Annotated in this window: 25 protein-coding genes; 7 read left to right on the top strand and 18 right to left on the bottom strand. The window is 63.8% G+C overall.

From position 1 onward, the window contains the following. Positions 1–35: 35 nt before the first annotated feature. From N2603_RS28680 to N2603_RS28650, 7 genes are all read right to left on the bottom strand, one after another. Positions 36–1,052, bottom strand: a complete 1,017-nt coding sequence (locus N2603_RS28680) for a transglutaminase-like cysteine peptidase (RefSeq protein WP_260384765.1) — start codon at positions 1,050–1,052, stop codon at positions 36–38. 328 nt (positions 1,053–1,380) lie between these two features. Further along, entirely contained in the window at positions 1,381–2,628 is a 1,248-nt protein-coding gene (locus tag N2603_RS28675; RefSeq protein ID WP_018643110.1) for an HlyD family type I secretion periplasmic adaptor subunit, read from the bottom strand. Beyond that, the gene (locus N2603_RS28670) at positions 2,618–4,846 is read right to left on the bottom strand and encodes a type I secretion system permease/ATPase (protein ID WP_425249011.1); all 2,229 of its coding nucleotides are present in this window, start codon (positions 4,844–4,846) and stop codon (positions 2,618–2,620) included. Before N2603_RS28670 ends, N2603_RS28675 begins: the two co-directional genes overlap by 11 nt. Before the next feature lie 273 nt (positions 4,847–5,119). After that, positions 5,120–6,814 carry a TolC family outer membrane protein gene (locus tag N2603_RS28665; protein ID WP_260384763.1) on the bottom strand — a complete coding sequence of 565 codons (1,695 nt, stop codon included), beginning with the start codon at positions 6,812–6,814 and terminating at the stop codon, positions 5,120–5,122. Between the two features lie 679 nt (positions 6,815–7,493). Beyond that, positions 7,494–7,712, bottom strand: a complete 219-nt coding sequence (locus N2603_RS28660; RefSeq protein ID WP_260384762.1) for a hypothetical protein — start codon at positions 7,710–7,712, stop codon at positions 7,494–7,496. Beyond that, positions 7,703–7,900, bottom strand: coding sequence for a hypothetical protein (locus N2603_RS28655; RefSeq protein ID WP_311740652.1), 198 nt, complete (start codon positions 7,898–7,900; stop codon positions 7,703–7,705). The genes N2603_RS28660 and N2603_RS28655 overlap by 10 nt, the downstream gene beginning before the upstream one ends. 421 nt (positions 7,901–8,321) lie before the next feature. Then, positions 8,322–8,498 (bottom strand): hypothetical protein, encoded by a 177-nt coding sequence (locus N2603_RS28650; protein ID WP_260384760.1) that lies wholly within the window; start codon positions 8,496–8,498, stop codon positions 8,322–8,324. Between the two features lie 871 nt (positions 8,499–9,369). Between N2603_RS28650 and N2603_RS28645 the strand changes: the two genes are divergently transcribed. After that, on the top strand, positions 9,370–9,633 hold the full coding sequence (locus N2603_RS28645) for a hypothetical protein (protein WP_018643103.1): 264 nt from the start codon (positions 9,370–9,372) through the stop codon (positions 9,631–9,633). 114 nt (positions 9,634–9,747) lie between these two features. Here N2603_RS28645 and N2603_RS28640 read toward each other — a convergent pair whose 3' ends face one another. Together N2603_RS28640 and N2603_RS28635 are read right to left on the bottom strand one after the other, a co-directional pair. After that, entirely contained in the window at positions 9,748–9,966 is a 219-nt protein-coding gene (locus tag N2603_RS28640) for a hypothetical protein (RefSeq protein WP_260424282.1), read from the bottom strand. Between the two features lie 160 nt (positions 9,967–10,126). Further along, positions 10,127–10,849 (bottom strand): GNAT family N-acetyltransferase, encoded by a 723-nt coding sequence (locus tag N2603_RS28635; protein WP_311740651.1) that lies wholly within the window; start codon positions 10,847–10,849, stop codon positions 10,127–10,129. Between N2603_RS28635 and N2603_RS28630 the strand changes: the two genes are divergently transcribed. The 4 genes from N2603_RS28630 to fabI are packed head-to-tail and all read left to right on the top strand — an operon-like array spanning position 10,836 to position 16,048. After that, the gene (locus N2603_RS28630) at positions 10,836–13,058 is read left to right on the top strand and encodes a DUF3141 domain-containing protein (RefSeq protein WP_260384759.1); all 2,223 of its coding nucleotides are present in this window, start codon (positions 10,836–10,838) and stop codon (positions 13,056–13,058) included. The two genes, N2603_RS28635 and N2603_RS28630, sit on opposite strands and share 14 nt — an antisense overlap. Before the next feature lie 23 nt (positions 13,059–13,081). Beyond that, entirely contained in the window at positions 13,082–14,044 is a 963-nt protein-coding gene (locus N2603_RS28625; RefSeq protein WP_026312007.1) for a phosphate acetyltransferase, read from the top strand. A gap of 4 nt (positions 14,045–14,048) precedes the next feature. Beyond that, complete coding sequence (locus N2603_RS28620; protein WP_260384758.1) at positions 14,049–15,263, top strand: acetate/propionate family kinase; 1,215 nt, start codon at positions 14,049–14,051, stop codon at positions 15,261–15,263. Then, positions 15,260–16,048, top strand: a complete 789-nt coding sequence (gene fabI / locus N2603_RS28615) for an enoyl-ACP reductase FabI (protein WP_211414430.1) — start codon at positions 15,260–15,262, stop codon at positions 16,046–16,048. The genes N2603_RS28620 and fabI overlap by 4 nt, the downstream gene beginning before the upstream one ends. 185 nt (positions 16,049–16,233) lie before the next feature. Here fabI and N2603_RS28610 read toward each other — a convergent pair whose 3' ends face one another. The 5 genes from N2603_RS28610 to N2603_RS28590 form a co-directional block, all read right to left on the bottom strand. After that, positions 16,234–16,692, bottom strand: coding sequence for a MaoC family dehydratase (locus N2603_RS28610; RefSeq protein ID WP_260384757.1), 459 nt, complete (start codon positions 16,690–16,692; stop codon positions 16,234–16,236). A 10-nt stretch (positions 16,693–16,702) separates the two neighbouring features. Next, a complete protein-coding gene (locus N2603_RS28605; RefSeq protein WP_260384756.1) occupies positions 16,703–17,353 on the bottom strand; it encodes a 3-oxoacid CoA-transferase subunit B in 651 nt (216 codons plus the stop codon). A gap of 4 nt (positions 17,354–17,357) precedes the next feature. Further along, positions 17,358–18,005, bottom strand: a complete 648-nt coding sequence (locus tag N2603_RS28600) for a CoA transferase subunit A (RefSeq protein ID WP_260424280.1) — start codon at positions 18,003–18,005, stop codon at positions 17,358–17,360. A 94-nt stretch (positions 18,006–18,099) separates the two neighbouring features. Further along, a complete protein-coding gene (locus N2603_RS28595; protein ID WP_260384755.1) occupies positions 18,100–18,696 on the bottom strand; it encodes a hypothetical protein in 597 nt (198 codons plus the stop codon). Further along, positions 18,693–19,619, bottom strand: a complete 927-nt coding sequence (locus N2603_RS28590; protein WP_260384754.1) for an alpha/beta fold hydrolase — start codon at positions 19,617–19,619, stop codon at positions 18,693–18,695. The genes N2603_RS28595 and N2603_RS28590 overlap by 4 nt, the downstream gene beginning before the upstream one ends. 129 nt (positions 19,620–19,748) lie before the next feature. Between N2603_RS28590 and N2603_RS28585 the strand changes: the two genes are divergently transcribed. Beyond that, positions 19,749–22,256, top strand: a complete 2,508-nt coding sequence (locus N2603_RS28585) for an alpha/beta hydrolase (protein WP_260384753.1) — start codon at positions 19,749–19,751, stop codon at positions 22,254–22,256. A 9-nt stretch (positions 22,257–22,265) separates the two neighbouring features. Then, positions 22,266–23,135, top strand: coding sequence for an alpha/beta fold hydrolase (locus N2603_RS28580; RefSeq protein ID WP_260384752.1), 870 nt, complete (start codon positions 22,266–22,268; stop codon positions 23,133–23,135). A gap of 33 nt (positions 23,136–23,168) precedes the next feature. Here N2603_RS28580 and N2603_RS28575 read toward each other — a convergent pair whose 3' ends face one another. From N2603_RS28575 to N2603_RS28560, 4 genes are read right to left on the bottom strand one after another with little or no spacing between them, the layout of a single operon-like run. After that, positions 23,169–23,786, bottom strand: coding sequence for a HupE/UreJ family protein (locus N2603_RS28575; RefSeq protein WP_260384751.1), 618 nt, complete (start codon positions 23,784–23,786; stop codon positions 23,169–23,171). After that, positions 23,783–24,388 carry a HupE/UreJ family protein gene (locus N2603_RS28570; protein ID WP_260384750.1) on the bottom strand — a complete coding sequence of 202 codons (606 nt, stop codon included), beginning with the start codon at positions 24,386–24,388 and terminating at the stop codon, positions 23,783–23,785. Before N2603_RS28570 ends, N2603_RS28575 begins: the two co-directional genes overlap by 4 nt. A 15-nt stretch (positions 24,389–24,403) precedes the next feature. Further along, positions 24,404–25,354, bottom strand: a complete 951-nt coding sequence (locus N2603_RS28565; RefSeq protein ID WP_260384749.1) for a HupE/UreJ family protein — start codon at positions 25,352–25,354, stop codon at positions 24,404–24,406. Positions 25,355–25,392: 38 nt separating this feature from the next. Next, entirely contained in the window at positions 25,393–26,301 is a 909-nt protein-coding gene (locus N2603_RS28560; protein ID WP_425248931.1) for a peptidyl-prolyl cis-trans isomerase, read from the bottom strand. Positions 26,302–26,315 lie beyond the last annotated feature (14 nt).

Raw genomic sequence — 26,315 nt, 5'->3', positions numbered from 1 at the left:
GCCGGCGGGGCTCTCGCCGGCGGTTTTTCTTTGTCTCAAAGAAGCAGCGGCAGTGTGCTCAGCGATCCGCCGCCACCTGCATCGGCCGGCTCCGGGCCCGCCCATTCCGGGCCGGCCGCCGCCGGCGCCGCCTCGGCCGTGAGCGGCTGGGCCTTCGCATAGGGCTTGGCGAACAGATGCACGCCGTCGTGATTGATCGCGAACAGCGGTGCGAAGTTCAGCTCGCCGTTGTCCTCGCGCAGGCCTGCCCAGCGGTTGTCCAGGATCATCCAGCGGCCGTCGAGACGAGCCGCAAGCACCGCGTGGTCCTGCCGGACGGTACGGTCGCGGACGAGGAGCAGGCGCATGTCGGCGTCCGGGAAACCCGCTTCGCGCAGTGCGGCGTATTTGGCGATCGCATAGTCTTCGCAATCACCTTTGCCCGTGGCAAAGCTCGCCAGCGGCGAGCTCCAGCGATCGAGCTCCCGATGCTGGACGAGATCGCTGACATAGCGGATCGCGGTGTTGACGCCGAGATTGACCTCCTCGAGCTGAGCGCGCCCGGACTTGCCCTTGACCGCACTGATGAGCCTGAGGAACTGCGCAGCGTTCGGCGGGCAGGTCGCGGCATCGGAGCGGCAGCGCTCGAGCAGGGCCTGCTCGCTCGCGATCTCTGCTTCAACCGTGCGCCATTTGCGCCAGATGGCGTTGTCAGGTGCCCGGAACGCGAAGAGGCCGAAGGGTTCAGTGCCGGGCGGCGGCGCGCCGGCCGGAGCGGCGGCCTCAGGCTGAGCATCCGTCGCCGTGGTGGAGGGAGGCGTCAGTGCTGCCAGACGCACGGCATTTGCCCCGCGGCCACGCTCGCGGTCGAGCTTTGCCAGCACTGCGTTGATCGTGAAGAACGTCGCGGGTGCCTGGATGGCATCCGCCCCGGATGGCGCGATCTCACGCGGCCCGGCCGGCTCGACCTCGGCTGCAAATGCGACCGAGGTCGCAGCACCGCTGAGCGAAACCAGCATGGCCGCGGCAAACGCCAGAATGCCCTGCCGTCGCTGTCCACAACGCGACTTCATTGACCGTCCCCATATTTCGGGACGTCGCCGGCGTCTTTGCGCGCCTGATCATCATCCCGACCTGTTTATCGGGAGCCAGCGTGCGCGCGGGCGCGCTTAAGTCGGGTTAAGACCGGGGAGGGGGCGGCCGGGAATGAGCCGATGGGATGAACCGCGCCCCACCGGCAATGCTAAAGCTTGCGATCGCGCGTTAAGGACGCATTAAGCAAGGCGATCGAGCGACGGATCTAGTGCATGATCCGGAAAAGTGCGAAGCGGTTTTCCGACAAGATCATCCTGAAACAACAACCTAAAGCGCGATGACGATTCATCCCAATCTCATCGCGCTTTAGTGCTCGCGCAGGGCCTCGTCGCGCAAGGTGCGAGCCGGCTTCAAGATGTAGTCGAGAACGCTCTTCTTGCCGGTCAAGATCTCGACGGTCGTGATCATGCCCGGAATGATCGGAAGCGGAGCTTCCTCCGTGCCGAGATGGTTCCTGTCGGTGCGAACCATCACGCGATAGTAGGTCTCCGGTCGCTGCGCCGCCTCTCCCTTGTCGTCGAGGATCGTGTCAGCGCTGATCCGCTCGACCTTGCCGGCGAGATGGCCGTAAACGGAGGAGTCGTAGGCGGAGATCTTGACCACGGCGTCCTGGCCCGGGCGGATGAAGGCGATATCCTGCGGCCTTATCTTGCCTTCGACCAGCAAGGTATCGTCGAGCGGAACGATGTCCATGAGGTTCGCACCGGGCTGAACGACGGCGCCGATCGTCGTGACGTTCAGCTTGTTGACGATGCCGCGAACCGGCGAACGCAGATCCGTCCTGCGCACCCGGTCCTGGGCGGACTTGATGTTCTCGTCGAGGACTGCGAGGTCGGCCCTCGACTTGGCGAGGTCCTCGTCCGCCTGCGCCCGGAAGGTCGAGATCGTGGTCGCAATCTTCGCCTTGGCCTCGGCGATCTGCCCTTTGGCTTCTGCGGATTGACGCTCCAGCCGAAGCATTTCGATCTCGGGAACGACCTTCTGTTCGTACAGCTTGCGCGTCAATGCGAGCTCGCGATCGAGCAGGCCCGACGTTTGGGTCAGCCTTGCGATCTGCTGATTGAGAACGTCGACATCCTGCGCCACCTTGAGGGCGCGGGCCTTGAATACGCTCCGTTCTGTCGTCACCGCAACGGGGACAACGCCCTCGATCTGGTCGGGAAAGACGATCTCGCTGCGGCCTTTCGCTTCGGCGTCGAGCCGCGCGAGGCGGGCCGCCATCGAGGCACGGCGCTCACGTATCTCGCCGAACTCGGAAGCGAACTTGGTGTCGTCGATCCGCATCAGGGACTGCCCCTGCTGAACCACCGCGCCCTCCTGGACGAGGATGTCGCCGACGATTCCGCCTTCCAGGGATTGCACGACCTGAATCTGCCGCGAGGGTACGACCTTGCCGTTGCCGCGCTTGACCTCTTCAAGCACGGCGAAATGGGCCCAGATCAGGAATGTGGAGAGGAGGGCGAGGAACGCCCACAACAGCATGCGGGAGGTCCGCGGCGTTCTCAAGCGGACGGCCGCGCGGATATCGTTGGCGTAAGCGAAATCAGCTGACATTGGACTTCTGCGCCGGCGGGACTTGTTGAACCACTCTGGGATTGACGACCGGCTCGGCCGACGGAGTCTTGCCTTGCAACAGGCTCAAGACGTGATCGCGTGGCCCGTCGGCGACCAGGCGGCCGTTGTCGAACAGCAGCAGCCGGTCGACCATGGTCAGCAGCGAAAGACGGTGCGTGGAGATGATGATGGTCATCTGCGCATCGTCGAGCTTCTTCAGCCGTTCGAGGAACTCGCTTTCGCTGCGGACGTCGAAATGAGCGGTCGGCTCGTCCAGGAACAGGATCTTGGGCTTGCGGATCAAGACGCGCGCGAGGCCAATGGCCTGCTTCTGACCGCCCGAGAGGCTGCGTCCGCCCTCCGCGATGGGCATGTCGTAGCCCATGGGATGGCCCGCGATGAAGTTTTCGACGCCGGCCAGGCGCGAGGCCGCGAGCACTTCCTCGTCGGTTGCGGCCGGATAGCCCAAGGTGATGTTGTCGCGCAGCTTGCCGAAGAACAGATCGGTGTCCTGCATGGCAAAGCCGATGCCGGCGCGCAGGTCGGCCGGATCATACTGGCGCGAGTCGACGCCATCGACCAGGATGCGGCCATCCTGTGCCTCGTAGAAGGACAGCAGCAGGCGCCCGACGGTCGTCTTTCCCGAACCAACCCGGCCGATGATTCCAACGCGCTCGCCGCTGTGAATCTTGAAGGTGACCTTGTCCAGCGCCTTTCCAGGCGCATTGGGGTAGGTGAACGAGACGTTCTCGAAGCTGACAGTGCCTTGATCGATCTTTCTGGCGAGATAGGTCCGTTCCGGTGAACGTTCCCGCTCCAGAGTCATGATCCGATCGATGGATTTGAGCGCCGAGAAAGTCTGAGTGCCGCGGGTGATCACGGAGGCGATGCCCGCAATCGGCGCCAGAACCCGGCCGGCGAGCATGTTCGCCGCGACCAGGGCGCCGACCGTCAGGGTGCCGTTCTGGATCAGAAAGACGCCGATCACGATCATGAGCAGGCTGGTCAGCGTCTGCGCCGAGTTGGCGGCAGTCAGCGCCAGGGATGACCAGAAGTGCACGGCCTCGCCGGAGCGGGCCGTTGCTGCAACAGAACGCTCCCAGGCCGTCTGCATCCTTGCTTCACCGCCCGAGGCGCGCACGGTTTCGAGGCCCGCGAGCGATTCCACCAGCACGCCATGGCGGGCCGCCGACTCGGCTTGCAGGCGCTTCATCGCCCGATTGAGCGGACGTTGCAGCACGAGGCCAATTCCGATCATGATCGGCAGCATCAGGAGCGGCACCCAGGCAAGCGGCCCGGCGACCACGAAGAGAACGGCAACAAACAGGATCGCGAACAGCAGATCGGTTGCCGAGACGACGCTGCCCGAGGTGAAGAACTCGCGAACGGAATCGAAATCGCGAAGCTGGTTGGCAATGATGCCGACGGATGTCGGCCGCTGCGACATCTTCACGGCCATGACGTGTTCGAAAATGTTGGCGGCAAGGACGACATCGATCGTCTTGCCCGTCACGTCGATCATCTTGCTCCGAACCATCCGCAGGATCAGATCAAAGACGATCGCAAGACCCATGCCGATCGAGAGAGCAACGAGTGAGGGGATCGCTCCGTTCGGGATGACCCGGTCATAGACGCTCATCGTGAAGAGCGGCATGGCCAGGGCCAGAATGTTGATCAGCAGCGCCGCCAGCGCGATGTGTCCGTAGTTGCGCCAATGCGCCTTCACGACGGACCAGAACCAGTGCTGCCGGGGAAGGCTGCCGGCCGCAACGGCTCGTGGGTCCGACTCGGCGGCTGCCCGCACCAGAAACGCGTAACCCGTATATCCCGCAGCGATGGCGTCGAGGGTCAGCATCTCAGGCACATACGGCCGGTTGCTGGGGTCGATCACTTTGGCGGTACGCTTGGCCTCGTCGATGCTGAGCAGGACCAGCGTCGTTCCGTCCTTCATGATCAGCACGACCGGAAGAACGAGAGGCGGGATGTCCAGCAGCTTGCGTTTGGTGGCTTCGGTCTCGAGGCCTGCACGGCGCGCCGCCCGTTCGTAGAGCGAAACCGTCAGGCGTCCATCGAGGATCGGCAGGCCGCCGAGCAAGCCTTCGCGTGTCACGGCCCTGCCGTGATGTCCGGCCAGAAAGATGAGCGAGTCCAGCAGGGGATCGCCTTGTTTCGCTGCGCCTTGCTCGGCCCGGGCCGATGCCGCGGACTCTTCGCCGATGTTGTCACGGCGCGCACCTGGGGCCGAAGCCGTCTTTGTTTGACGAAACAACAAGCTGATATGCCTTAAATGAAAAGCGATGACGCGAACTTGGCAAAGTCGTCGAAAGACTACGACAAACTGCGAGTTAATTCATTTACATATTTGGGCAGTCGGGATTAACGATTAACAACCGCGCGCCCGAAATTCTATCCGTGCGTTATCGGGGTGGGCTGAAACAAAAAAGCCCGCACAAATGTGCGGGCTTTTTCAATGGTTATTCGGCCGACGTTGCTATTTTGTAATCGGCGAGAATGCGGTCAGCAGCCAGTGGGGCTTCTCGGCCGCGGCATATGAGCTGCGCTGGTCGGCCGAGCCGTCGGGCGCGATCGGCCCGCTGGAGCCTTGCCGCTGCTGCGCAAACCAGGCCGACACGCCGGCAACCTTGGCTGACGCCGGCTCACCGGACCAGCGATCGCCGAAAGCCGACGTGGCAGGCTCGGTCGCAGCATAGGACAGCCGGACGGGGGCTGCCGTCGGCGCTGGGACGGCAGTCCGCAGCGGCTCCGAACCGCTCTGCGGCAGCGTCCAGCGGAACGTCGGCGCCTTGTAATCCGGCAGGCCGAACAGGTTGAGATCGGTGGGCGCTGCGTCGACAGGGGGAGGGGCCTTCAGATATTCGATCAGGGTTCCCGTCGCTGCGAGCAATTGATAGTCGGCAAACACCACAACCGCGCGCGCCGAGGTCAGCGAAACCTGGGCATTGAAGAACTGGTTCTGGGCGTTCAGGAGGTCGATGAGTGAGCGCTGGCCCAGCTCATACTCCTTCTGGAAAGCGGCGATGGTCTTCCGGGCCGCCTCCAGCTCGCTGGTCAGCGCCGCAATGCGGGTCTGCGTGACCGTGCGGGCGTTCCAGGCCTTGTCGATCGACTCATAGGCATCCCGCTGCAGGCGGGCGTGCCGTGCAGTCGCTTCCGTGAACCGTTCGGCCTTTTCCGAGCGATTCCAGGCGTCCTGGCCGCCGCGGAAGATGTCCCACGACATCACCACCTTGCCGCTGTAGTCCTCATGGGTGACGGCGGGCGAGCCGGCGGCCGCAACATAGGGGAAGGAGTTGTCGTAATGCGTCGCCCGGCCCTCGAGATAGAATTTCGGGGCAAACAGGCCATCCGTGGACTTGAAGGCGTGCTTGGCGGCATCGACATCGGACTGGGCCGCGTTGATCGTGGAGTTGAACCGCAGCGTCACCGCGAGCGCTTCATCGCGGCTGGCCGGGAGCCCCCGCAACGTGCCCGGGAATCGCACATTGTAAGGCTCTATGCCGACGACCTTGCGGTACTTCGCCCGCGCATCCTCGAGGCTGCGACGAAATTCGGCGAGGGCCGCGCGAGCGCTTTCGACACGCTCCCTCGACTGCTCGAGGTCGCCTTCGCCGGCCCGGCCGCCCGAAAACCTGGAGTTCACGTTCGAGAAGATCTTCTCGTGATTGGCGACGTTCTGCTGGGCCAGGGTCACCAGGCGCATATAGCGCACGACGTCGATGTAAGCTTCGGCGGCGTCGAGGGCGATGAGCTCGGTGCGTTCCTTGACGCGCGCTGCCGCGGCGTTCACCCGCGCATTCTGGCGCCAGACCTCGTGGATCGAGGTGAAACCATCAAAAAGAAGCTGCCGGACGACAACCGATTCCTGGCTCCCGTTGCGCCACGGCCCGGACCCCGTCGTTGGAACCGCGATGCTCGGGGCTATGAAGCCGGGCGTCTGGTCGAATTTCTCCGGTCCGTAGCTGGCGTCGATGCGGACCTGCGGTAACAGCGTACTCTGGGTCTGACGAAGCTCGCTCTCGGTTGCGCGGCGATTGGCCGAAGCCTCACCCACCCCCGGGTTGGTCTGCATCGCCTGTTTCAAGGCGTCGTTGATTGAGAATTGCTCGGCATTCGCGGGGGCGACGGCCAGGATGATCGTTGCGAAGGCTAAATGGGCCGGCTTCATGGTCCCCACCATAAAAGGCTTTTAACAAATATTATTGCTTGGGAAGAATTAGCAAAATGCTACGGCCGCACCTATGACATTTCAGTCACAGCTTGCAGTAATCGATCCGACGTCTCTTGCGCGAACAACACGGAGCCCGGCTCAGGCGGCCTGACAACTGCCTCTCAGGGCCTGCTGCGGCGCACAAATTCTGCGTGTAATCTGCCCTCTAGCAACCTGATTTTACTGATCAATTGCGCTGCTGCTGTGCTGCGATGTGGCGGTTGCTCAATCTGTCCAGTTCCGGATACCGCAGGCAGGGCAGGCCGGCCGCGGCGTTTTGCACCACGGGTTGCATGCGTCCCCCACTCCGGAGTTGGAGACCGGCCGGGGGCCGCCAGCATCGTCCGACCTTCGTCGATTCGGATCCCAGGGCGCGTCAAGGGCCGAGAGGTTCGACCGGCAATCGGCTTGCCTTAAATCGCCGGTCATCAGCGCGTGCCCTGACCTGCTCGCGGCAGGCGATGTCCCCGGTTCCATCCTCATGGCCCTCGGGCAGCACGCCCCGGGAAAAAACGGCACGCGCTTCCAAGTTGAGGACGGACAGCTAAGGCAGCCCTCCGGACGCAAACTTTGCTTAAGGTGTCAGACACATAGTGGATGCATTTCAGCGTGAGATTGAAAGGCATGAATTGTGAATTCAGATCTTCGAACCGAGCTGGAAAGCCTCATGGAAGATATCCAGAAGCGCCAACGGCACATTGAGGACCAGGTTTTTCTCATCAGCATTCTCGAGCGAGACGGGCACATCACGCTCGACCAACAGGCCGTCCTCAGATTTGAACGCAAACAGCTGGCGCTTCAAATGGAGCGGCAGACGAACCTGCTCTTGAAAGCGCGGATCCGAGCCTAGCGCCATTCATTCTCAGGCAAGGTTCCCGGCGGAGGCTTGAGTTGCTCGAGCCCGTCGTCGATCGCCCGAATGTCTTCCTCCATCCGCTCGATGGTCCGGCTCGGATCAATGCCTGACACGGTCCGGAGTTGCTCGAGCAACTGGCGCCGATGCTCGCGCAGCTCTTCGAGCCCCCGCCGGTCCTTGAGCACCACATGAGAGGCAACGATCAATTCTATGGATGATGGCAATGCAATACCCGTCGATTAAAAGCGTCGATTAAAGGCGTTTATTATAGAGCATTATCTGAACCGGAAAAGATCGTCTTCATCGACATGAGGACGATGGGGACCCGCCGGGAGCAGGCTGTCGTCTCGTTGGCGCAGACGCACAAGTCACTTGCTCTTCTTCCGAACGGCGACACGACCTGACGGTAAAAACCGTTCAATCCTGCTCTCCGCCGGAGCTCACACGGCACGACGGTGCGATCTATTCAGTGACGACGCATCGCGTTGGTTTCGGTATCTGACTGTCATGTCGACGGATGTGCATCATGATGCCGCGCGAGCGCGTCCTTTACGGCCGGCGTTACGATCATTAATTTCGTCTCGATTTTTTTGATTTGTTTTGCCCGGGTCAGCAGCCATTTCGCCAAGGCAATTGCAGACGATGTGTGATCGTTGCTCGATCTTCGACCGGAAGATTCAAAGATTCAAGGATCTCGTCGTTCAGCTGTCCGATTTCGATGTCGGCCTGGTCGAGCAGACCATGTGGAGAATAGCCAGGCTGCGGAGCATGAAGGCTGCGCTTCATACCGAAGACGGATCGCCCGATCCTTCTTCATGACCTGGGCCGGGGGAAATGGCCGCCAGTCCTTCGATCCGGACGCGATATTCCAACGGCCCGGCCGCTCGAAATGCAAATGGCGGGCGGCGCTGCTCCAGACCCGGGAGGGAAATGCAAAATCCCGGTTGGCCGAATGCGATTTCGTTGATCTAGATCAAAGCAAATCCGCATCCTTGGTCAATCACGCAGCGTGTATGAACCAGCCCCGCAGAGCATCAACCGCTCGGTTGAGATTGCGGGAAAAAAGGGAAAAGCGTTCGCCAGAACGTTGACGAAGCAGCCTTCTTTCGAGATTCCGCACAGCAATATCCGACGAGATCAGCGGGCACTTATCACTGGGTGCACGCTCGACGGCACGAGGGGGCTTGGCAGGATCGGGAAAAATAGGCAATATTCAATTTTTGGACTTTGCCATGCCAGCTTATCTCGTCCGCTCAATTGACAGTCATCAGATCGTCGGCCTTTTCTCCGCCGACCATCCCAGAAGTCTCGCCCACTCAGTCCAGGAATGGACGGAGCGGGACCATTGCGAATACGTCGAATTGCCATCCGGCGGCCTGGTATGGGCGGGGTCTGCGGTTCGAGTGCCTATGTGCCCAGGCATCGAGAGAGACACCGACTGGAGCCTCCCCGAATTGCCTTTCACGAGCGCGACGCTGTCTGAAACCTGGCTCAATGTGCTCTACGGCTACGCGCCCGGGCTTCGTTGGACGAAGTTCAGGGCCCGGAAGGCAGCGCAATCGACGTCAGCCAAACTTCCTGAGCCGGTGAGGTCGGCGCAGATCATTCCTCTGCGAAGACCGGGTGCCTAGCAAATGGCCAAGCGGGGAGATGACTCATGACGGCAGAGAAGCTGCGGAGTCACGTCACCTACTTGACCGAATTGGGGCCGGATTCCGAGGGACGCGATGTCTTCGTGGGCCTCACTTATGGGGAAACCGTCTGGTTGATCGATTACCGGGAGCGGCGTGCGCGCCGTGAGCCGGGATGGAGCCGCGATCAAGCGGCTGCTCGCGAATTGGCGGCAAGGCACTATACGGCACACCTCGAGATCGTGACCGCGCAGGCGGAAAAGCGTCTCGACAACCCGACCATCCACTAGCCTGTTTGGATTCCGCTGCCACTGTTCATCCGGCGCTCGGATGACGCGCAGCCTGTCCTGCGGATGCAGATCATCCGCAGAACTCAGCTTCCTCGTGTCCATTTCAACGATGGTTCAGCGGCAGACATACGTCCCGTTGACCAGCACGCGAACGCATGCCGTGCCTGCGGCCGCAGCGCCGACGGCCGCGGTCCCGACGACGGCGCGCCGGGTGGTCCGGCGTGCCACGCCGGCGGCCGACACGGGCGTCAGGGGACGTCCGACGCGCGCATCTGCCTGGCTGAAGGATAGCGCTGGTCCCTGGCCCGATGATCCATCGATGGAGACAGACATGCCAGCGCCGACCACGATGGTCGCAACAAACAGCTTACTGATCATACCCCACGTCATGACGATCTCCGTCTTTACAGCGATGCTGTCGACTGACCCACGGGCCGGGTGACGAACCGTTGATCAAGATCAAGGGAATATTGGAAATCGAGTTCGGGGATAATCAGGTCAGCTTCAGTGCCAGATGAATCGTTTGAGGGTCTCGCTTCGACGTAGGGCCGAAGCCGAGCCTCTCGAAGACCCGACGCATGGCCGTACTGTCCGACATCACTTCCGCCGTCAGTTCGGTCAGCCCGGACTCGCGCGCGAGCGCAATGAGATGTTGTGCCAGCAGCCTGCCGACGCCGCGTCCCTGCCAGGCATCGACGACGACAAAGGCCATCTCTGCGCTGCCGGGCGTCGCGACGACGTAGCGGCCTCCGCCTATGATGACGTTGCGGCCCGCATCCTCCGCACAGGCAACCAGCGCCACGTGATTCTCGAAGTCGATCTCCATGAAATAGGCGCGCTCGCTATCCGAGAAATGGCGCTTCGGTGCAAAGAAGCGACGCTGGCGTGTTTGCATGCTGGCCTGGTCCAGCGCGGCGAGCATGCCGGCCTCATCCTCCGGCCGGAGCGCCCGGATCTCGACCGCCGTGCCGTCACGTAGCGTCTCCCGGCAAGTGAAACTTGCTGGAGTCCCCATCGACGCGCGCCTTTCCTCGTTCAGCCGTTTGCCGGTACGCACCGCCTGGCCCTGATCGAGCCTGCGCGAAAGGCAGATCGCCAGGCTCTCGCAGGGAACCTCGCGCGCCGTCACCGATCGTTGACCTAAATCAACGTCGGCAATCCGCCGGCTCCTTGAATGGCCGGACGTGACGACGAGGGCGAACATGGCGATGGACAATCTGAAACTGCCTGATGGCCCGATGTCGGGTCTTGTGGCTTCCGCCGTCGAATACATGGTCGATGCCGGGCAACGCAGTGTGCTGTTTCTGGACATCATGCGTCAGCGCGGCGACCAGTATCGCGAGCATGTCGCGCAGGTCGCGCCGCATGTGCTGCAATATGCTGCCGAGTTGATCGTCGACGGCCGCACGCTGGAGGAGCCGGTCAACTACGCGCTGGTGCGCATCATTCCGCCCAAGGATATCGAGATCGACATGAGCCGGCGGCCGTTCGTGGTGGTCGATCCGCGTGCCGGCCACGGGCCGGGCATTGGCGGCTTCAAGGCAGACAGCGAGATCGGCGTCGCGATGAAGGCGGGGCATCCCTGCTATTTCATCGGCTTCCTGCCCGAGCCGGTGCCGGGCCAGACCATCGAGCGCATCGCGCGCGCGGAAGCGAAGTTCATCGAGACCGTCATCGGCCGTCATCCCGAAGCCGACGGCAAGCCCTGCGTGATCGGCAATTGTCAGGCCGGCTGGGCCGTCATGATCCTGGCATCGCTGCGGCCGGAGCTGTTCGGGCCCCTGATCATCGCCGGCGCGCCGCTGGCTTATTGGGCCGGCGTGCACGGCCAGTATCCGATGCGCTATTCCGGTGGCCTTTTGGGCGGAAGCTGGCTGACGGCGCTGACGAGCGACCTCGGCGCCGGCAAGTTCGACGGCGCCTGGCTGGTGCAGAACTTCGAGAACCAGAATCCGTCCAACACGCTCTGGACCAAGCAGTACAACGTCTATTCCAAGGTCGACACCGAAGCCGAACGCTATCTGGATTTCGAGCGCTGGTGGGGCGGCCACGTCAACCTCAATGCCGAGGAGATCCAGTTTATCGTCGACGAGCTGTTCATCGGCAACAATCTCGCCGCCGGCCGCATCGAGATGTCGGACGGACAGAAAGTCGACCTGCGCAATATCCGTTCGCCGATCGTGGTGTTCTGCTCCAAGGGCGACAACGTCACGCCGCCTCAGCAGGCGCTTAACTGGGTCCTGGACTGCTATGCCGATGTCGACGAGATCAGGGCCTATGGCCAGACCATCGTCTACACCGTTCACGAGAGCATCGGCCATCTCGGCATCTTCGTGTCCGGCGGTGTCGCCAAGAAGGAGCATGCCGAGTTTTCAAGCAACATCGATTTGATCGACGTGCTTCCGCCCGGGCTCTATGAGGCGACGTTCGAGGCGAGGGGCGACGAGACGCTCAATGCCGATCTCGCGGCCGGGCAATGGGTGATGCGCTGTGAGGCCCGCACGCTCGATGATATCCGCGCGATGGGCGGCAATTCGCCCGAGGACGAGCGGCGGTTTGCCGCCGCCAAGCGCGTCTCGGAACTCAATCTAGCGGCCTATCAGAAGTTCGTCCAACCCTGGGTCAAGAAGATGGTGGCCCCGCAAATGGCGGACTGGGCGCGCAACATGCATCCGCTGCGAATGCAATATGAGGCCTTCAGCAGCAAGAATCCCTGGATGTCCACCGTCCAGGCGGCCGCCGATCGCGTCGAGGACAACCGCAGGCCGGTCTCGAAGGACAATCCGTTCCTGGCAATCCAGGAGCAGATGTCGAAGCAGATTGTCCATGCGCTCGACAGCTGGCGCGACGCGCAGGAGGCTCTGAGCGAGACCATCTTCCTCAATGTCTACGGTTCGCCCTTGCTTCAGGCGGCCGTAGGGGTCGATCCGAATTCCGTGCCCTCGCAGCGCCGCGAGATGTCGGCGGAGCATCGCGCGATGCTCGAGAGGCGAATCTCCGAGCTGAAATCGCGCATCGGCGAGGGCGGGCTTCGCGAAGCGGCGATCCGATCGCTGCTCTATGTCGGCTCCGCCCGCGGCATGGTGGACGAACGCAGCATCGAGGCGCTCCGGCAGGTGCGGCGGGACCATGCCGGCCCCCGGATGACGCTGGCCGAATTCAAGATGCTGGTCCGCGAGCAGTTCTTCATGCTGCTGCTCGATCGCGAATATGCGCTGGCCGCGATCCCGAAATTGCTGCCCGACGACATGGGCCTGCGGCGCCAAGCCTTCGCCGCGATGCGCGAGGTGCTGTCGGCGAGCGAGGACATCACCGGCGAGCGCGCACATCGTCTGAAGCAGGTCGCCGGGCTTTTTGGCCTGGACGGAGAGGGAGAGCTGACGTCGAACGTCGCCCCTTTCGATTCAAAGGCAAGAGCGTCGTAACGCGGATTGGCGGGAGTGACATGATGTCGGCCGACACGACGGGAGCCCATTCCGGCAGCAAATACGACCGCCTGATCGCGGCGGCGAAGGCGGGGGTGCCCCTGCCGACCATCGTCGTCCACCCCTGCGACGAGACCTCGTTGCGCGGCGCCGTCGACAGTGCGAGCGCCGGCATCATCCGGCCGATACTCGTCGGGCCCGAGCGGAAGATCAGGGACACGGCCGCGAAATTCGGTCTCGACGTGTCCGGGTTCGAGATTGTCGATGCCGCGCATAGCGACGAAGCCGCGGCCAAGGGCGTCGAGCTCATCCACGCCGCCAAAGGCGATCTGCTGATGAAAGGCAGCCTTCACACCGACGAATTGATGCGCGCCGTCACGGCCAAGATCGGCGGTCTGCGCACCGACCGGCGGATCAGCCACGTGTTCGTCATGGACGTGCCGGCCTACGCCGAGACCATCTTCGTGACGGATGCCGCGATCAACATCTTCCCCGATCTCGACGCCAAGCGCGACATCATCCAGAACGCGATCGACCTCTACAACCAGGCCGGCTTTGGCAAGACCCCGCGGGTCGCGATCCTGTCGGCGGTCGAGACCGTGACCTCGAAAATTCCCTCGACGATCGAGGCGGCCGCCCTCTGCAAGATGGCCGATCGCGGCCAGATCACCGGCGGCAACCTCGATGGCCCGCTGGCGTTCGACAATGCGATCGACATGGAGGCTGCGCGGATCAAGGGCATCACCTCCGAGGTCGCCGGCCGCGCACAGATCCTGGTCGTTCCGGACCTCGAGGCCGGGAATATGCTGGCCAAGAACCTCGCCTATTTCGCCAAGGCGGACGGTGCGGGCATCGTGCTCGGCGCCCGCGTGCCGGTGGTGCTCACCTCGCGCGCGGATTCTCCACGCGCGCGCATGGCATCCTGCGCGGTTGCCGCGCTCTATGCTCGTGCCAGGCGCCAGAAGGCGCCGACAGTGGCCGCGTGACGCCATGGATACGATCCTCGTCGTCAATGCCGGCTCCTCCAGCGTCAAGTTTCAGGTCTATTCGATCGAGGGCGAAGGGACCCTTCGGCGGCAGATCAAGGGGCAGATCGATGGCATCGGCAGCCGGCCGCGTCTGCGGGCCGGCGGCACGAGCAACGGCCCATTGGTCGATCGCGCCTATCCGATCGAGGTCGTGCCGGATGTGCCGGCGGCAATGGCTGTCGCCGGCGACTGGTTGCGGAACGAGCTTCGGGTGACGCCGATCGCGGTCGGCCACCGCGTCGTGCATGGCGGTCCGGACTATTCGCGGCCGGTCGTGATCGACCACGGCGTCGTCTGCCGCCTCGAGCGCTTCGTCAGCCTGGCGCCGCTGCACCAGCCGCATAACCTGGCGCCGATCCGCTCGCTCCTCGCGAACTTCCCGACACTGCTCCAGGTCGCCTGTTTCGACACCGCCTTCCACCGTACGCACGATGCGGTCGCAGACCACTATGCCATTCCGCACCAGCTTCATGCCGAGGGCGTGCGGCGCTATGGCTTTCATGGCCTGTCCTATGAATACATCGCCCGGACGCTGCCCCGTGTCGCGCCCGAGATCGCCGCCGGACGCGTGATCGTCGCCCATCTCGGCAGTGGCGCCTCGATGTGCGCATTGAAGGATGGGCGCAGCGTCGAGAGTACGATGGGCTTCACGGCGCTCGATGGCCTGCCGATGGGAACGCGGCCGGGGCAGGTCGATCCCGGCGTGGTGCTCTATCTCATCTCGGAGAAGGGGATGTCCGCTCCGAGGGTTCAGGACTTTCTCTACCGCGAGTGCGGACTGAAGGGCCTGTCCGGCGTCAGCAACGACATGCGGGAGCTCGAGGCGAGCACCGATGCCCATGCAAGGCTCGCGATCGACTATTTCGTCTACCGGATCGGGCTCAGTGCCGGCATGTTGGCTGCGGCCTTGCAGGGTCTGGACGCCTTCGTCTTCACCGCCGGCATCGGCGAGAATTCGGCATCGATCCGGGCGCGCGTGGCGGAGCAGCTCGCCTGGCTCGGTGTAACCCTCGATGCCGACGAAAATGCCCGTCATTCACGGCTGATCTCGCATTCCGGCAGTCGCATCCCCGTCTACGTCGTCCCGACCGACGAGGAGCTGATGATTGCGCAGCACACGCTGGCGATGCTGGTCAACGGCTCGTCGCAAAACACACGATCTGTGAGGGTGTCATGATCCCAGTATTCCCGGACAGCAAGGTGGCCCTCAAGGGAAAGAAGGGCCTGATCGTCGGCATCGCCAATGACCAGTCAATCGCCTGGGGTTGTGCGCGGGCGTTTCGTGCGCTCGGCGCCGATCTCGCCGTCACCTACCTGAACGATCGCGCCAAGAAGCATGTCGAGCCCTTGGCGCAGGCGCTGCAGGCGCCGATCTTCATGCCGCTGGACGTGATGGTCGAAGGACAGACCGAAGCGGTGTTCGAGCGCATTGCGGCCGAGTGGGGCCAGCTCGACTTCCTGCTTCATTCCATTGCCTTCTCGCCAAAGGAGGCGTTGCATGGCCGCGTCGTCGATGTCGGCCGCGACGGTTTCCTCAAGACCATGGATGTTTCGTGCTGGTCGTTCATGCGCATGGCTCATCTCGCCGAGCCGCTGATGAAGAACGGCGGCACTCTGTTCACCATGACCTATTACGGCAGCCAGATGGTGGTGGAGAACTACAACGTCATGGGCGTGGCCAAGGCCGCGCTCGAGGCGTCGGTCCGCTACATCGCGGCCGAGCTGGGTCCGAAGGGCATCCGCGTTCACGCGATCTCGCCGGGCCCGCTGGCGACGCGCGCCGCCTCAGGCATTCCCGAATTCGACGAGCTCATGGACAAGGCGCAGTCCAAGGCGCCGTCGCGCAGCCTCGTCAGCATCGACGACGTCGGCAACGCCACGGCCTTTCTGGCGCTCGACGGCGCCAAGCTGATGACCGGCGGCGTGCTCTACATCGACGGCGGGTATCACATCATCGACTGAGCCCGGCCGCGTGTCGTCACGCCGGGTTGGCAGTCAGGAGGCCGTGGGCTGATCGTGGCATCATGCCAGTGTTTTGCCCGACGGGTCAAACTGCTTTCGCCGGCAGAAAAAAAGCCGGAAGAAAAACTGCAATGCGATCAATGCCCCCGCTACTGTGCATGGGGTTGTTTTCGACCTTTTTTGATTCAGCGATAGTGCAGGGCGATCAGCTCGGCGATGCAGGCCGGCTTCTTGCCGCCCTCGATCTCGATCACGAGGTGATAGTTGACGCGCAGGCCGTCCGGCGGCACGTCCTCGGCTTCGGCGACGGTGACGCGGCCGCGCAGCTTCGAGCCCGCCGGCACCGGCGCCAGATATCTGATCCGGTCGGCGCCGTAGTTCAACGTGTTGCGCAGGCCCTTCAGGCCGATCACCGAACGGATGAAGAGCGGCGCGAGCGCCAGCGACAGTAGGCCATGGGCGATGGTCTTGCCGCCGGGCATCTCCTTGGCTGCGCGCTCCTGGTCGACATGGATCCATTGCTCGTCGCAGGTCGCCTCCGCGAACTGGTTGATGCGCTCTTGCGACACCTCGACCCAGTCGCTGACGCCGATCTCGGTGCCGACCGCGGATTTGATGTCGTTGAAATCGCTGAATACGCGCATGGTCACCCCGTCAGATCTTCATTTCCGGCACAGTGTCGGGAATGGCGAGCTCGGCCTCCGTCACCGCCAGGACCTCGCCGATGCTGATGCCCGGCGCTGTTTCCAGCAGCGTCGCCTTGCCGTCGGGAAAGCCGATCACGGCCATGTCGGTGACGACGAGGTTCACCGGCCGTGCCGAGGTCAAGGGCAGCGTGCATTTGGACACGATCTTCGACTTGCCCTTGGCCGCGTGCTGCATCGCGACGATGACGCGCTTGGCACCGCTGACGAGATCCATCGCGCCGCCCATGCCCGGGACCATCTTGCCCGGGATCATCCAGTTGGCGAGAAGGCCGTGTGCATCGACCTGAAGGCCGCCCAGCACGGTGATGTCGACATGGCCTCCGCGGATCAGGCCGAACGACATCGCGCTGTCGAAGATCGCCGCCCCCGGAAGTGCGCTGATCGGCCGGCCGCCGGCGTCGGTGAGCAGGGGATGCGCCATTCCCTGCTCCGGTATCGGCCCGGTGCCGATCAGACCGTTCTCGGACTGGAAGAAGACCTTGAGATCGGGCGGGACGTAGTTCGCGACCAGCGTCGGGATGCCGATGCCGAGATTGACGAGATTGCCTTGGCGGAGCTCCTTGGCGACGCGCCGGGCGATGATGATCTGCGGATCCATGGGGTCACCCGTTCGCAATGATGTAGTCGACCAGCGGCGCCGGCGTGACGACGTGATCGGGCGCGATGACGCCGACGGGCACGATGTGCTCGGCCACGACGATGACCGTGTCGGCCGCCATGGCCATGATCGGATTGAAATTGCGCGCGGTCAGCGCGTAGGCGAGGTTGCCGAGATAGTCGGCGAGGAAGGCGTGGATCAGCGCGAACTGCGCGCGGATGGCGGTCTCCAGCAGGAACGGCTTGCCGTCGACCTCGATCTGGCGCTTACCCTCCGCAACGAGGGTGCCGACGCCGGTCGGCGTCAGCACGCCGCCCAATCCGCATCCGCCCGCCCTGATGCGTTCGACGAAGGTGCCTTGCGGCACGAGATCGACCGAGATCTGGTTGCCGAGCATCTGCTGCTGCACCTTTGGATTGAGCCCGATATGCGTCGCCGTCAGCTTCGAGACCAGCGTCGCATCGAACAGCTTGCCGACGCCCTTGCCGGGCGTGGCCGCGTCGTTGCAGATTAGGGACAGGCCTGCCTTGTTCTGCCGGACGAGCTCATCCAGCAGACGTTCCGGTGTCCCGACGCCCATGAACCCGCCGACCATGACGCTCGCGCCGGAGGGGATCATCGCAACGGCTTCTTCGACGGAAACGGCCTTCATGGTCGGACCTCCGGTCGGCAAGTGCAGGTGGAATTGCGGGTCGATGTTGGAGGCGGGCGGTCCCGCGGCTTTGATCTGCGTCAAGGCCGCACGCTCATTGCTGCGGGACGACGCCGATGCTCTCCAGCGTCTCGTTCCAGAGCCTGCGCACCTCGGCATGCCGCCGGTCGAGCGCTGCGCTTACCGCGTCCCGGAAAGGAAGCAGATCCGGTCCCTTCAGGAACAGGATCTGCGCCTGCAGCAACCGACTGCTCTCGAACTCGATGCGGCGCAGCGCCGTCACGAAAGGATCGTTGGCGTTGGCGTCCGTCGGCAGCAGGGCCGCGGGCCGGATCCCGGCGTGAACGGCGTGCGCGAGGATGGCGAGCTGGACCGCCTGCGCGCGGACGTGATCGGCGATGCCTTCGATCGGTGCCGGAAGCCAGGCCATCTCCCAGGACGCGGCCATGGGGCCGAGCGCGAGATCCGGGACCCAGGCGGTCGCACGCATCAGCAGCGAAACGATCTCGCTCTCGCGATAGAGCTGGGCGTTCAGCTCGGTCTGCCAGGCCGCGTCGAACTTCGCGGGAAGAGCGAGCGCGAATTGCCGCGCCAGCGCGCCATGGGCGGAGAGCAGGAATGCGGAGACCCGCGATTGCTGACGCGGCGGGACGCGGCCGTCAGCCTCCAGCGGTCCAAAGAACGCACTCATGTTGCCGCCCTCGGCACCGGGATCGCGCGCAGATGGTCATACCCGTCCGGAAACGGCGACAAGTCTCCGCCGGCCTGTTCCGGCGCGATCAAGACCTGCTTGTTGCCCTGCCAGCGGCCGGCCATCACGTCTTCAGCAAAGCGCGCCAGCAGGTCTGCGGTAAGGGCCGCCTTTTCGAGCGTGAAGGCGTGATAGGCCTTCGGGATGATCACGAGGGCGCTGTCGGGAATCTCGACCCGGAGGGTCTCGTGCAACGCACGCGGCGTGAGGAAGTCGAACTCGCCATTGAGGATCATGGTCGGGGCGGTGATGGTGGAGAGCTGCGGCGTCAGCGGCTTGAAGTCGAGAAAGGACTCCATCAGGTTCTGAAGCGCGTAGACGTCGTTCACCAGCCAGCCCTGCCGCTTCACGCTGTCGAGCTTGTCCAGCAGCGGCTTCAGCCATTGATCCGAGAGGTTCATCGGCAGCAACAGATCCTGGAGATAACCGGTGCCGCCAAGGATGAGGCCGGTGCGCAGGGCATTGCCGATCAGCAGCAGTTGCGGCGAAAGCTCCGCAAAGCAGCTCATCGGCACCAGCCCGGACAGCCGCGCGCCGTGCTCGACGGCATAGCGCAGCGCGATCAGTCCGCCGAAACTGATGCCGCCGAGAAAGACCGGGCCGTCGCCGAGCTCGCCGATCAGGCGATGCAGCACGGCGACGTGGTCGTCCTGGTTAATGAACAGCGCGGGCTTGTCGGAGACTCCCTGGCCGAGTAGATCGAATGTCGCGACGCGAAACTGCCGAGCGATCAGCGCATCGCGATAGGCGGCCCAGAGTTCGGAATATTGCGTGAGACCGTTAACCAGCACATAGGCCGGCGCATCCGCAGGTCCGTCGAGCTCATAGCGGATCCGATATGAGCCATGACTGAGGAAGGGCATTGCGGGCCGGCCGGGTGATGATGGCCGCGATCCTCGACGCGGGCGCGGGGATTCCATTGAGCTAAATCAAACCTCCCGGGGGCACCCAACCTAGCGTGCGCGCAAAACACCGCTAAGAGGGAGGTCGCCATGGCCGGGAGAAACGCGCTCAAGCGTTGCATCGTCAGCCTGATCTTGTTGCTGGTCGGCACCGCGCTTGCGGTGGCGCAGCCGCTCACGCGACGCTCGTCGCAGGTGCAGCACGACGGTCTCAAGAAGACCTATGAGATCGCGAATTTCCGCCTCGGCGGAAAGTACGACCTGGCCGATCCCTCGAAATGGGAGAATGGTGGCGAGGGCGGCGTGACGCTGGAGTCGCTCGGCGGCGGCAAGCTGCGCACCGGCTACATCGCGATCGGCAACGCGCGGCGCAATGCCGCCGGCGAGATCACCAATGCCGTCGTGATCAACTCCTATTATTCCGGCGATTCCACCGACATGTATGAGCAGTGGGTCAAAGGCGCCGCCCTGTCAGGCGGCGTCCCGGTCATCGGCCCTGGCAGGCCGATCGACACCGACCGCTACTACGTCATCATGGTCGATCCGCTCGGCACCTGGGGTGCGAGCAAGCCGTCCGACGGTCTCGGCATCAAGTTTCCGCAGTACAGCTACTACGACATGGTGCAGGCGAACTACCGCCTGCTGCGCGACGAGCTGAAGGTCGCGCGCGTCGCGCTGGTCACCGGCGTCTCCATGGGCGGCACCCAGACCTATGTCTGGGGTGTCATGCATCCCGAATATATCGGAGCGTTGATGCCGATCGGCGGCACCACGCAGTCCGATGGCGAGGATCCCGTCGGCAACTGGACGTTCCAGATGATGACAGCCGCGATTCAGGGCGATCCGGTCTGGCAGGCGACCAAGGGTGACTATTACAAGCTGCCCAAGGAGAAGCATCCGGTGCCGGGCGTGGCATTCGGCTGGTCGATCCTCGGTATGACGGGCTACGACTTCGCCTTCCGCACCACTCAGAACTGGGCGGCCGTCCAGCCCGAAATTTTCTACTGGGACCCGCCGAACGAGAAAGCCGGCTTGAACGTCACCAACCGCGCCAAGCTCTATGACGCGGTCGATCTGGTCTGGCGCAACCGGGTGGGCGAGACGCACAACGTCAATCCCTATCTCGGCCGCATCCAGGCGCGCACGCTGGTGATGCACATCACCAACGATCTCTGGCTGAACTTCAAGCTCGCCCAGAAGGCCGTCGATCGCGTGCCCGGCGCGGATCTGATCGCCGAGGAAAGCCCGGTCGCGCACTACGGCGTGTTCCCGCTGATCAACAATCGAAAGAACGATCCGAAGTTCGTCGCGTTCATGGACGACGTTGCGAGCCTCGATCGTGCGCAGAAATTCGTCGACAAGAATTACCGCGTGGCCGACGTCGCCCAGAACATCGATCCGAAGAAGTCGTTCTGGAAGGCGTATGTGACCTATCCCTATCCCGTCAAGTTCGGCAATGCCAAGGACAAGAGCGGCAATTCCTGGGAAATCGGGTACATGGACGAGTACGCGGGCACCGACAAGGATCCGAAGGTGCTCGTCATCATCCACGGCAAGGGCGCCTTCGGCGGGCACTACGGCAACATCATGCAGTATGCGCTGCGCAGCGGCCTGCGCGTGATCGTGCCCGATCTGCCGCATTACGGCATGTCCGGGCCCGGCAATCTCGACAAGAGCCCCGCGCGGACCATGCAGGACATGCGCGAGGTCATCTACGATCTCGTCGTCAATCGGCTCGGTGTGAAGAAGGCTTATTATCTCGGCCACTCGCTTGGCGGTCAGTTCGTGGTGGGCTACGCGCTGACCTGGCCCGATGCGGTGCAGGGCCTCGCCCTGGAAGCACCCTCCGGCCTCGAGGAATATCCGCGCGAGATCACCATCGCCAAGGACAAGAAAGCGCCTCTCTTCGCGGACGGCCTCGGCCGGGATTTCGACAAGTGGAAGCAGGTCTGGGACCAGACCGGCATCCTCGCGGCGGAGAAGGCGCGCGACGAGCAGAACATCCGCGACTTCTTCTATTTTAGGAAGCGTGATCCGAACACCGGCGCGGTGTCGGCGGCCAAGAGCGGGTACTTCTTCAGCGACAGCGAATATGCCCGCTTCCACACCGAACAGCGCGTCGGGCTCACCAAGGGCAACCCGAAGGAGCTCGAGCAATGGTGCAACGTCTTCATCTTCGACATCTACACGATCGGAGCGGAGCTTCAGCAGGATGATCCGAAGAACCTCTATGAGCGCGTCACCCAAATCAAGGCGCCGATCTTCCTGTCATTCGGCGACAAGGAGCCGTTCATCCCGACGCCCGCCTTCAACGGGCTCACGGACCTCGGGCGCGACGTCATCACGCCGTTCATGTCGCGGATGACCAATGCCGGCAATCGGCCGATCCTCAAGATCTATCCGGAGACCGGACATTTCATCCATACGGATAATCCGGTCGAGTTCTCCGTCGATGTGGTGGACTTCGTCACCAAGGGAACGGTCGACACGTCGTCGCCGCTCGGCACCGACCGCATGATCAGGGGCGCGGTGGCATCGGCGCTGCCGGTGGCGCCAACGCCTCCCGGCGCGGCGCCGACGGCGGGCCTCAATAAATAGGACGTGCTGATGCCACGGGTGCAGGCGGGCGAGGTTCAGCTTGGCTGGCGAGAGTGGGGGCAGGGCGACGTGACCGTCGTCTTCATCCACGGCAATCTCGCCAGCAAGGACTGGATCGAACTTGCCGCGCCGCTGTTTCCAAAGGGGCTGCGCGTCATCGGCCTGGACTGGCGCGGGTGCGGTGACAGCGACCGGCCGAAGCCGAATGCGGACTATTCCAACTATTCCATGCAGCAGCACGCCCAGGACATGCTGGCGGCCCTCGACACGCTGGACATTGGCTATTGCCATCTCGCGACGCATTCGACCGGCGGCATCATCGCTGCGCGCATGCTGCTGATGCAGCCGCAGCGCTTCGGGCGCGTGCTCGCGCTCGATCCGGTGACGCCGCTCGGCATGGCCTTCAATGCCGACCAGATCGGCCTGTTCCGGTCGATGATGACGAGCAAGGCGTTGACTCGGACGGTCATGGCCACGGCGGCGTCCTCGCTGTTCGTGCCGGAGAGCATGGAGCCGAACGCCGTCCCGCGCTTCCGCGAAGGGCTGGGCGAGATCGAGGCGCTGTTCGACCGCATCATCGACCAGACGTTTGACGTCTCGGAAGGAATCTGGATCGGGACCCCCGTCAACCTCACGCGCGAAAAGGAAAGCCGCGAGCTCGAGCGTCGCACGCCGGAACTGAGGCATCCGCATATGGTGCTGTGGGGTGAAAGGGACGGCTGGATCGCGCCGGACGATCTTCGCGCGATGGCCAAGGCGATGCCGGATTGCCGTCTCGTGATCGTGCCCGGCATCGGGCATTCGATGAATCTCGAACGCCCTGCGCTCTATGCCGGTTATTTCGGCGGCTGGTTTGGAGGACTGCTCTCCAGCTCCTAACCGATCTTGCAACAAGGGCGGTCCTGACGCCTCTCATGACGCCAGTGCAAGGCTCGCCATCATCAGGCCGATAGCCGCGATCCAGCCGCCAAGTGCGCGGACGGCGATGGCGCGCCAGGATGTGGCGCTGTCCGCGGCCGTCCGCCTGAAGACCGCGGTCAGCGCCATCGTCAGGGTGATGGCGGCGTAGCCGACGCACGTCAATCCTGCAGCAAACAGCACCCGATCGGTTTCGGGCGCGAGGTCGGCGCCATTCGCGGCGCCCCGGATCACGGCGACCGCGAAAGCCATCGCGCAGAGCAGCACTGTGGGCACTTGCGCCGCTGCCGCGAGCAGCAGGCCGATTGCCAGCATCATTGCCGCGTCCGCAAGCTGTGTGGACGCCGCGCCGAAGACCTGTCCGAGGAACAAGCCGGCCAATAGCCCGAGCGGAAACACGGCGATGAGCCAGCGCCCCCTGGCGGCTCCGAGCGTACCCGCCAGCACGCCGGTCGCGCTCCAGAGCACGAGATCCTGGAGGTCGGTGAGGGGGTGCACGACACCCATGTAGAAATCGCCGAGGCGGGCCGCGACGATATGCGCCTCGGCCGCATGTCCGCCGGCGAGCAGCATCGCTGCGGCGATCAACAGGCGCGCGGAATTCAGCTTCATGCGAAGGCCCCGACGCCTTGCGCAAGGAAATAGCAGCCGATGGCCGCGATGCCGGCCCCAAGCCCTTGAATCACGCGCTCGCCGGCGGGCCAGCGCGTCAGCGTGCCGAGCGCGATGCCGCACAGATGTAAGAGGCCGGTGGCGGTGACGAAGCCGATGCCATAGGCCAGCGCATTCGCCGCGCGCGGCAGCTCGGCGCCGTGCGCATGGCCGTGAAAGATGGCGAACACCGCGACGACGACGGCGGCCGCGGCAAAGGACAGGCGCAGCCGGGCGGCAACGGCTATTCCCAGGATCACGGCGGAAACCGCAATCATCACCTCCGGCATCGGGAGCGGCACATGCAGCACGCCCAGCACTCCGCCGATCGCCATGACGAGCGGGAATGTGATCGGCAGGATCCAGATCGCCGGCGCGCCGAGCTGCGCGCCCCAGATGCCGACGGCCACCATTGCGATCAGATGGTCGATGCCCGTGACCGGATGAAGCAGGCCGCTGAGGAGGCCGCCCGCCACGCCCGCCTGCTCATGCGCGAGAGCCGGTTGCGTCAGCGCGAACGAAACGATCGCGGTCGTGAGGGGGAGGGGAAGGCGCAAAGACATTGTGTGGACTCTCGCTCAGATCACCGCGAAGACGCGCACCAGACGGCCGAAGAACCAGAACATCGACACCGACCCGATGAGGTAGGCCGGAAGCGCCTCGCCCCAGCGCGGCACGACCGCATCGAGCCGGCGGTGCGCCCAGATCAGGGCGAGCACCAGCAGCACGAAGGCGAGCTGTCCGATCTCCACGCCGACGTTGAAGAACAGCAACGCCGCGGGCAGCAGGCGGCGTTCGAGCCCGAGTCCCGCGAGCGCGCTTGCGAAGCCGATGCCGTGCACCAGGCCGAAGCTGAACGCCACGATCCAGGGATAGCGGGCGGTGAGCCCGATCTCGCCGCGCTGCTGCTTGACGATTTCCACCCCGACGAAGGCGATGCTCAATGCGATGCAGGCGTTGAGCGGGCGTTCCGGCACGCCGATCAGGCCGAAAGCTGCCGCGGCAAGCGAAGCGCTGTGACCGATCGTGAAGGCCGTAATCGTCTTCACCAGACGCCAGCCGCCGCCGACGATCCAGATCAGGCCCAGCACGAACAGCAGATGATCGGCGCCGAGCAGGATGTGATCGATGCCGTAGTTCACATAGGTCCTGGCGAGCTCGAGCCATACCTCGAGCGTCGGCGCGCCGGTGCCGAGAACAGAGACGACCGGATTGGCCGTCGAGATCGTGTAGCTGCGCGGCTCGCCCTCGATCGGGATGACCTTGATCAGGACGACCGACATGTTGGAGCCGAGATTGGTGATGGTGATCGGCCCCACCAGCCCCTTCGCGCCGCAGTTCATCTCGGGCAGGCGGAGAAAGCAGTGCGGCGGTACCCGCAGGTCGACCCGCGATGCGCCAATCGAGGGCTCGATGCTCCAGCGGCCGACGAAGGCGCCGGGCCGGACCTCGCGGAATTCGAGCACGCCCATTGCCGCTTCATGCGCACTTACGGCCGATGGCCGGATGAGTACGGCCAGGGCCAGCATCAAAGCCAGAAGCGCCAATCGCACATGTTGGATCGCCCTCACGGCTCGTACCGCACTTGATAGGATGCCTTGAGCCGCTTGACCGCTTCCCAGGCCAGCTTGCGGGTCTCATCCGTATGCCAGATCCTGGCGGCTTCATCCCGAACCTTGTCGAGGCTTGCGAGATTCCCCGGGCGCCGGGAATCCAGCCGGGCGACGTGCCAGCCGTCCTTGGACTGCAGCAGCCTCCATTCGCCCTCCGGCATCGTCAGCAGTTGATCGCGGAAGCCTTCGCCAAAGGCTGCGGCGAGACTCTCGACCGGCCGCGCAAGGATGGCGCGCGTGAGATGCTGCAGTTCTTCGGATTCGCGCTGCTGGACGATGTCGTCGAGCTGGCGTTGCGCCGTCGCCTGGTCGGTGGGCGAAGTGATGTAGAAGGAGACGCGCTCCGGCTCGTCGAAGCGGGCGTGATTTTCCGCAAACCAGGCCTGCAGCTGCTCGTCGGTGGGCCGCGGGACGCGGATCTGGTCGAAGATCAGCAACTGCATCTTGAAGGCAATCCGGTCGCGGATCGTCTCGTCGCCGCGGTCGACGCCGAGCGCCTTGCCCTCGCGGTAGAGGATCTCGCTCGCGACCCAGCTGTCGATCATCTTCTGGAGCTGTTCGCTCGACGGGGCTCGTTCCTTGTCCTCATCGAAATTGTCGATGAAGGATTGACGCATCGCCTTGGTGACTGTGATGACCTTTTCGTCCTTGGCGGGCGGATGCAGCACGGCGTCGATGCCGAAGATGATTGCTCCGAGCAGGGTGAAGTGCAGTAAGGGTTCGCGCGACAGTCGCACAAGCGCCGAGACGAAGGAGCGCGACGGCTGCGTGGCGCCACTGGCGACATCGGCGCCCGGGCCCGAGCCTCCCGCGTGCGATATCGGAAAGGACTGCACTTCAACTGGTGTCGCCGGCATTGACATATGGTTGTCACAAA

This window comes from Bradyrhizobium huanghuaihaiense, assembly GCF_025200885.1.
Lineage (GTDB): Bacteria > Pseudomonadota > Alphaproteobacteria > Rhizobiales > Xanthobacteraceae > Bradyrhizobium > Bradyrhizobium huanghuaihaiense.
Note: the sequence above shows the minus strand (reverse complement) of the source record. Positions and strands in the feature narration are given on the sequence as shown.

Coding starts and splice junctions, on each gene's coding strand:
- N2603_RS28600 (WP_260424280.1), bottom strand. CDS start 18,005: ATGAAGGCCGTTTCCGTCGAAGAAGCCGTTGCGATGATCCCCTCCGGC.
- N2603_RS28560 (WP_425248931.1), bottom strand. CDS start 26,301: ATGTCAATGCCGGCGACACCAGTTGAAGTGCAGTCCTTTCCGATATCG.
- N2603_RS28610 (WP_260384757.1), bottom strand. CDS start 16,692: ATGCGCGTATTCAGCGATTTCAACGACATCAAATCCGCGGTCGGCACC.
- N2603_RS28675 (WP_018643110.1), bottom strand. CDS start 2,628: ATGTCAGCTGATTTCGCTTACGCCAACGATATCCGCGCGGCCGTCCGC.
- N2603_RS28660 (WP_260384762.1), bottom strand. CDS start 7,712: ATGGCGCTAGGCTCGGATCCGCGCTTTCAAGAGCAGGTTCGTCTGCCG.
- fabI (WP_211414430.1), top strand. CDS start 15,260: ATGATCCCAGTATTCCCGGACAGCAAGGTGGCCCTCAAGGGAAAGAAG.
- N2603_RS28650 (WP_260384760.1), bottom strand. CDS start 8,498: ATGAAGCGCAGCCTTCATGCTCCGCAGCCTGGCTATTCTCCACATGGT.
- N2603_RS28625 (WP_026312007.1), top strand. CDS start 13,082: ATGTCGGCCGACACGACGGGAGCCCATTCCGGCAGCAAATACGACCGC.
- N2603_RS28620 (WP_260384758.1), top strand. CDS start 14,049: ATGGATACGATCCTCGTCGTCAATGCCGGCTCCTCCAGCGTCAAGTTT.
- N2603_RS28590 (WP_260384754.1), bottom strand. CDS start 19,619: ATGCCCTTCCTCAGTCATGGCTCATATCGGATCCGCTATGAGCTCGAC.
- N2603_RS28640 (WP_260424282.1), bottom strand. CDS start 9,966: ATGTCTGTCTCCATCGATGGATCATCGGGCCAGGGACCAGCGCTATCC.
- N2603_RS28570 (WP_260384750.1), bottom strand. CDS start 24,388: ATGTCTTTGCGCCTTCCCCTCCCCCTCACGACCGCGATCGTTTCGTTC.
- N2603_RS28680 (WP_260384765.1), bottom strand. CDS start 1,052: ATGAAGTCGCGTTGTGGACAGCGACGGCAGGGCATTCTGGCGTTTGCC.
- N2603_RS28595 (WP_260384755.1), bottom strand. CDS start 18,696: ATGAGTGCGTTCTTTGGACCGCTGGAGGCTGACGGCCGCGTCCCGCCG.
- N2603_RS28665 (WP_260384763.1), bottom strand. CDS start 6,814: ATGAAGCCGGCCCATTTAGCCTTCGCAACGATCATCCTGGCCGTCGCC.
- N2603_RS28575 (WP_260384751.1), bottom strand. CDS start 23,786: ATGAAGCTGAATTCCGCGCGCCTGTTGATCGCCGCAGCGATGCTGCTC.
- N2603_RS28630 (WP_260384759.1), top strand. CDS start 10,836: ATGGCGATGGACAATCTGAAACTGCCTGATGGCCCGATGTCGGGTCTT.
- N2603_RS28605 (WP_260384756.1), bottom strand. CDS start 17,353: ATGGATCCGCAGATCATCATCGCCCGGCGCGTCGCCAAGGAGCTCCGC.
- N2603_RS28565 (WP_260384749.1), bottom strand. CDS start 25,354: ATGCTGGCCCTGGCCGTACTCATCCGGCCATCGGCCGTAAGTGCGCAT.
- N2603_RS28580 (WP_260384752.1), top strand. CDS start 22,266: ATGCCACGGGTGCAGGCGGGCGAGGTTCAGCTTGGCTGGCGAGAGTGG.
- N2603_RS28585 (WP_260384753.1), top strand. CDS start 19,749: ATGGCCGGGAGAAACGCGCTCAAGCGTTGCATCGTCAGCCTGATCTTG.
- N2603_RS28645 (WP_018643103.1), top strand. CDS start 9,370: ATGACGGCAGAGAAGCTGCGGAGTCACGTCACCTACTTGACCGAATTG.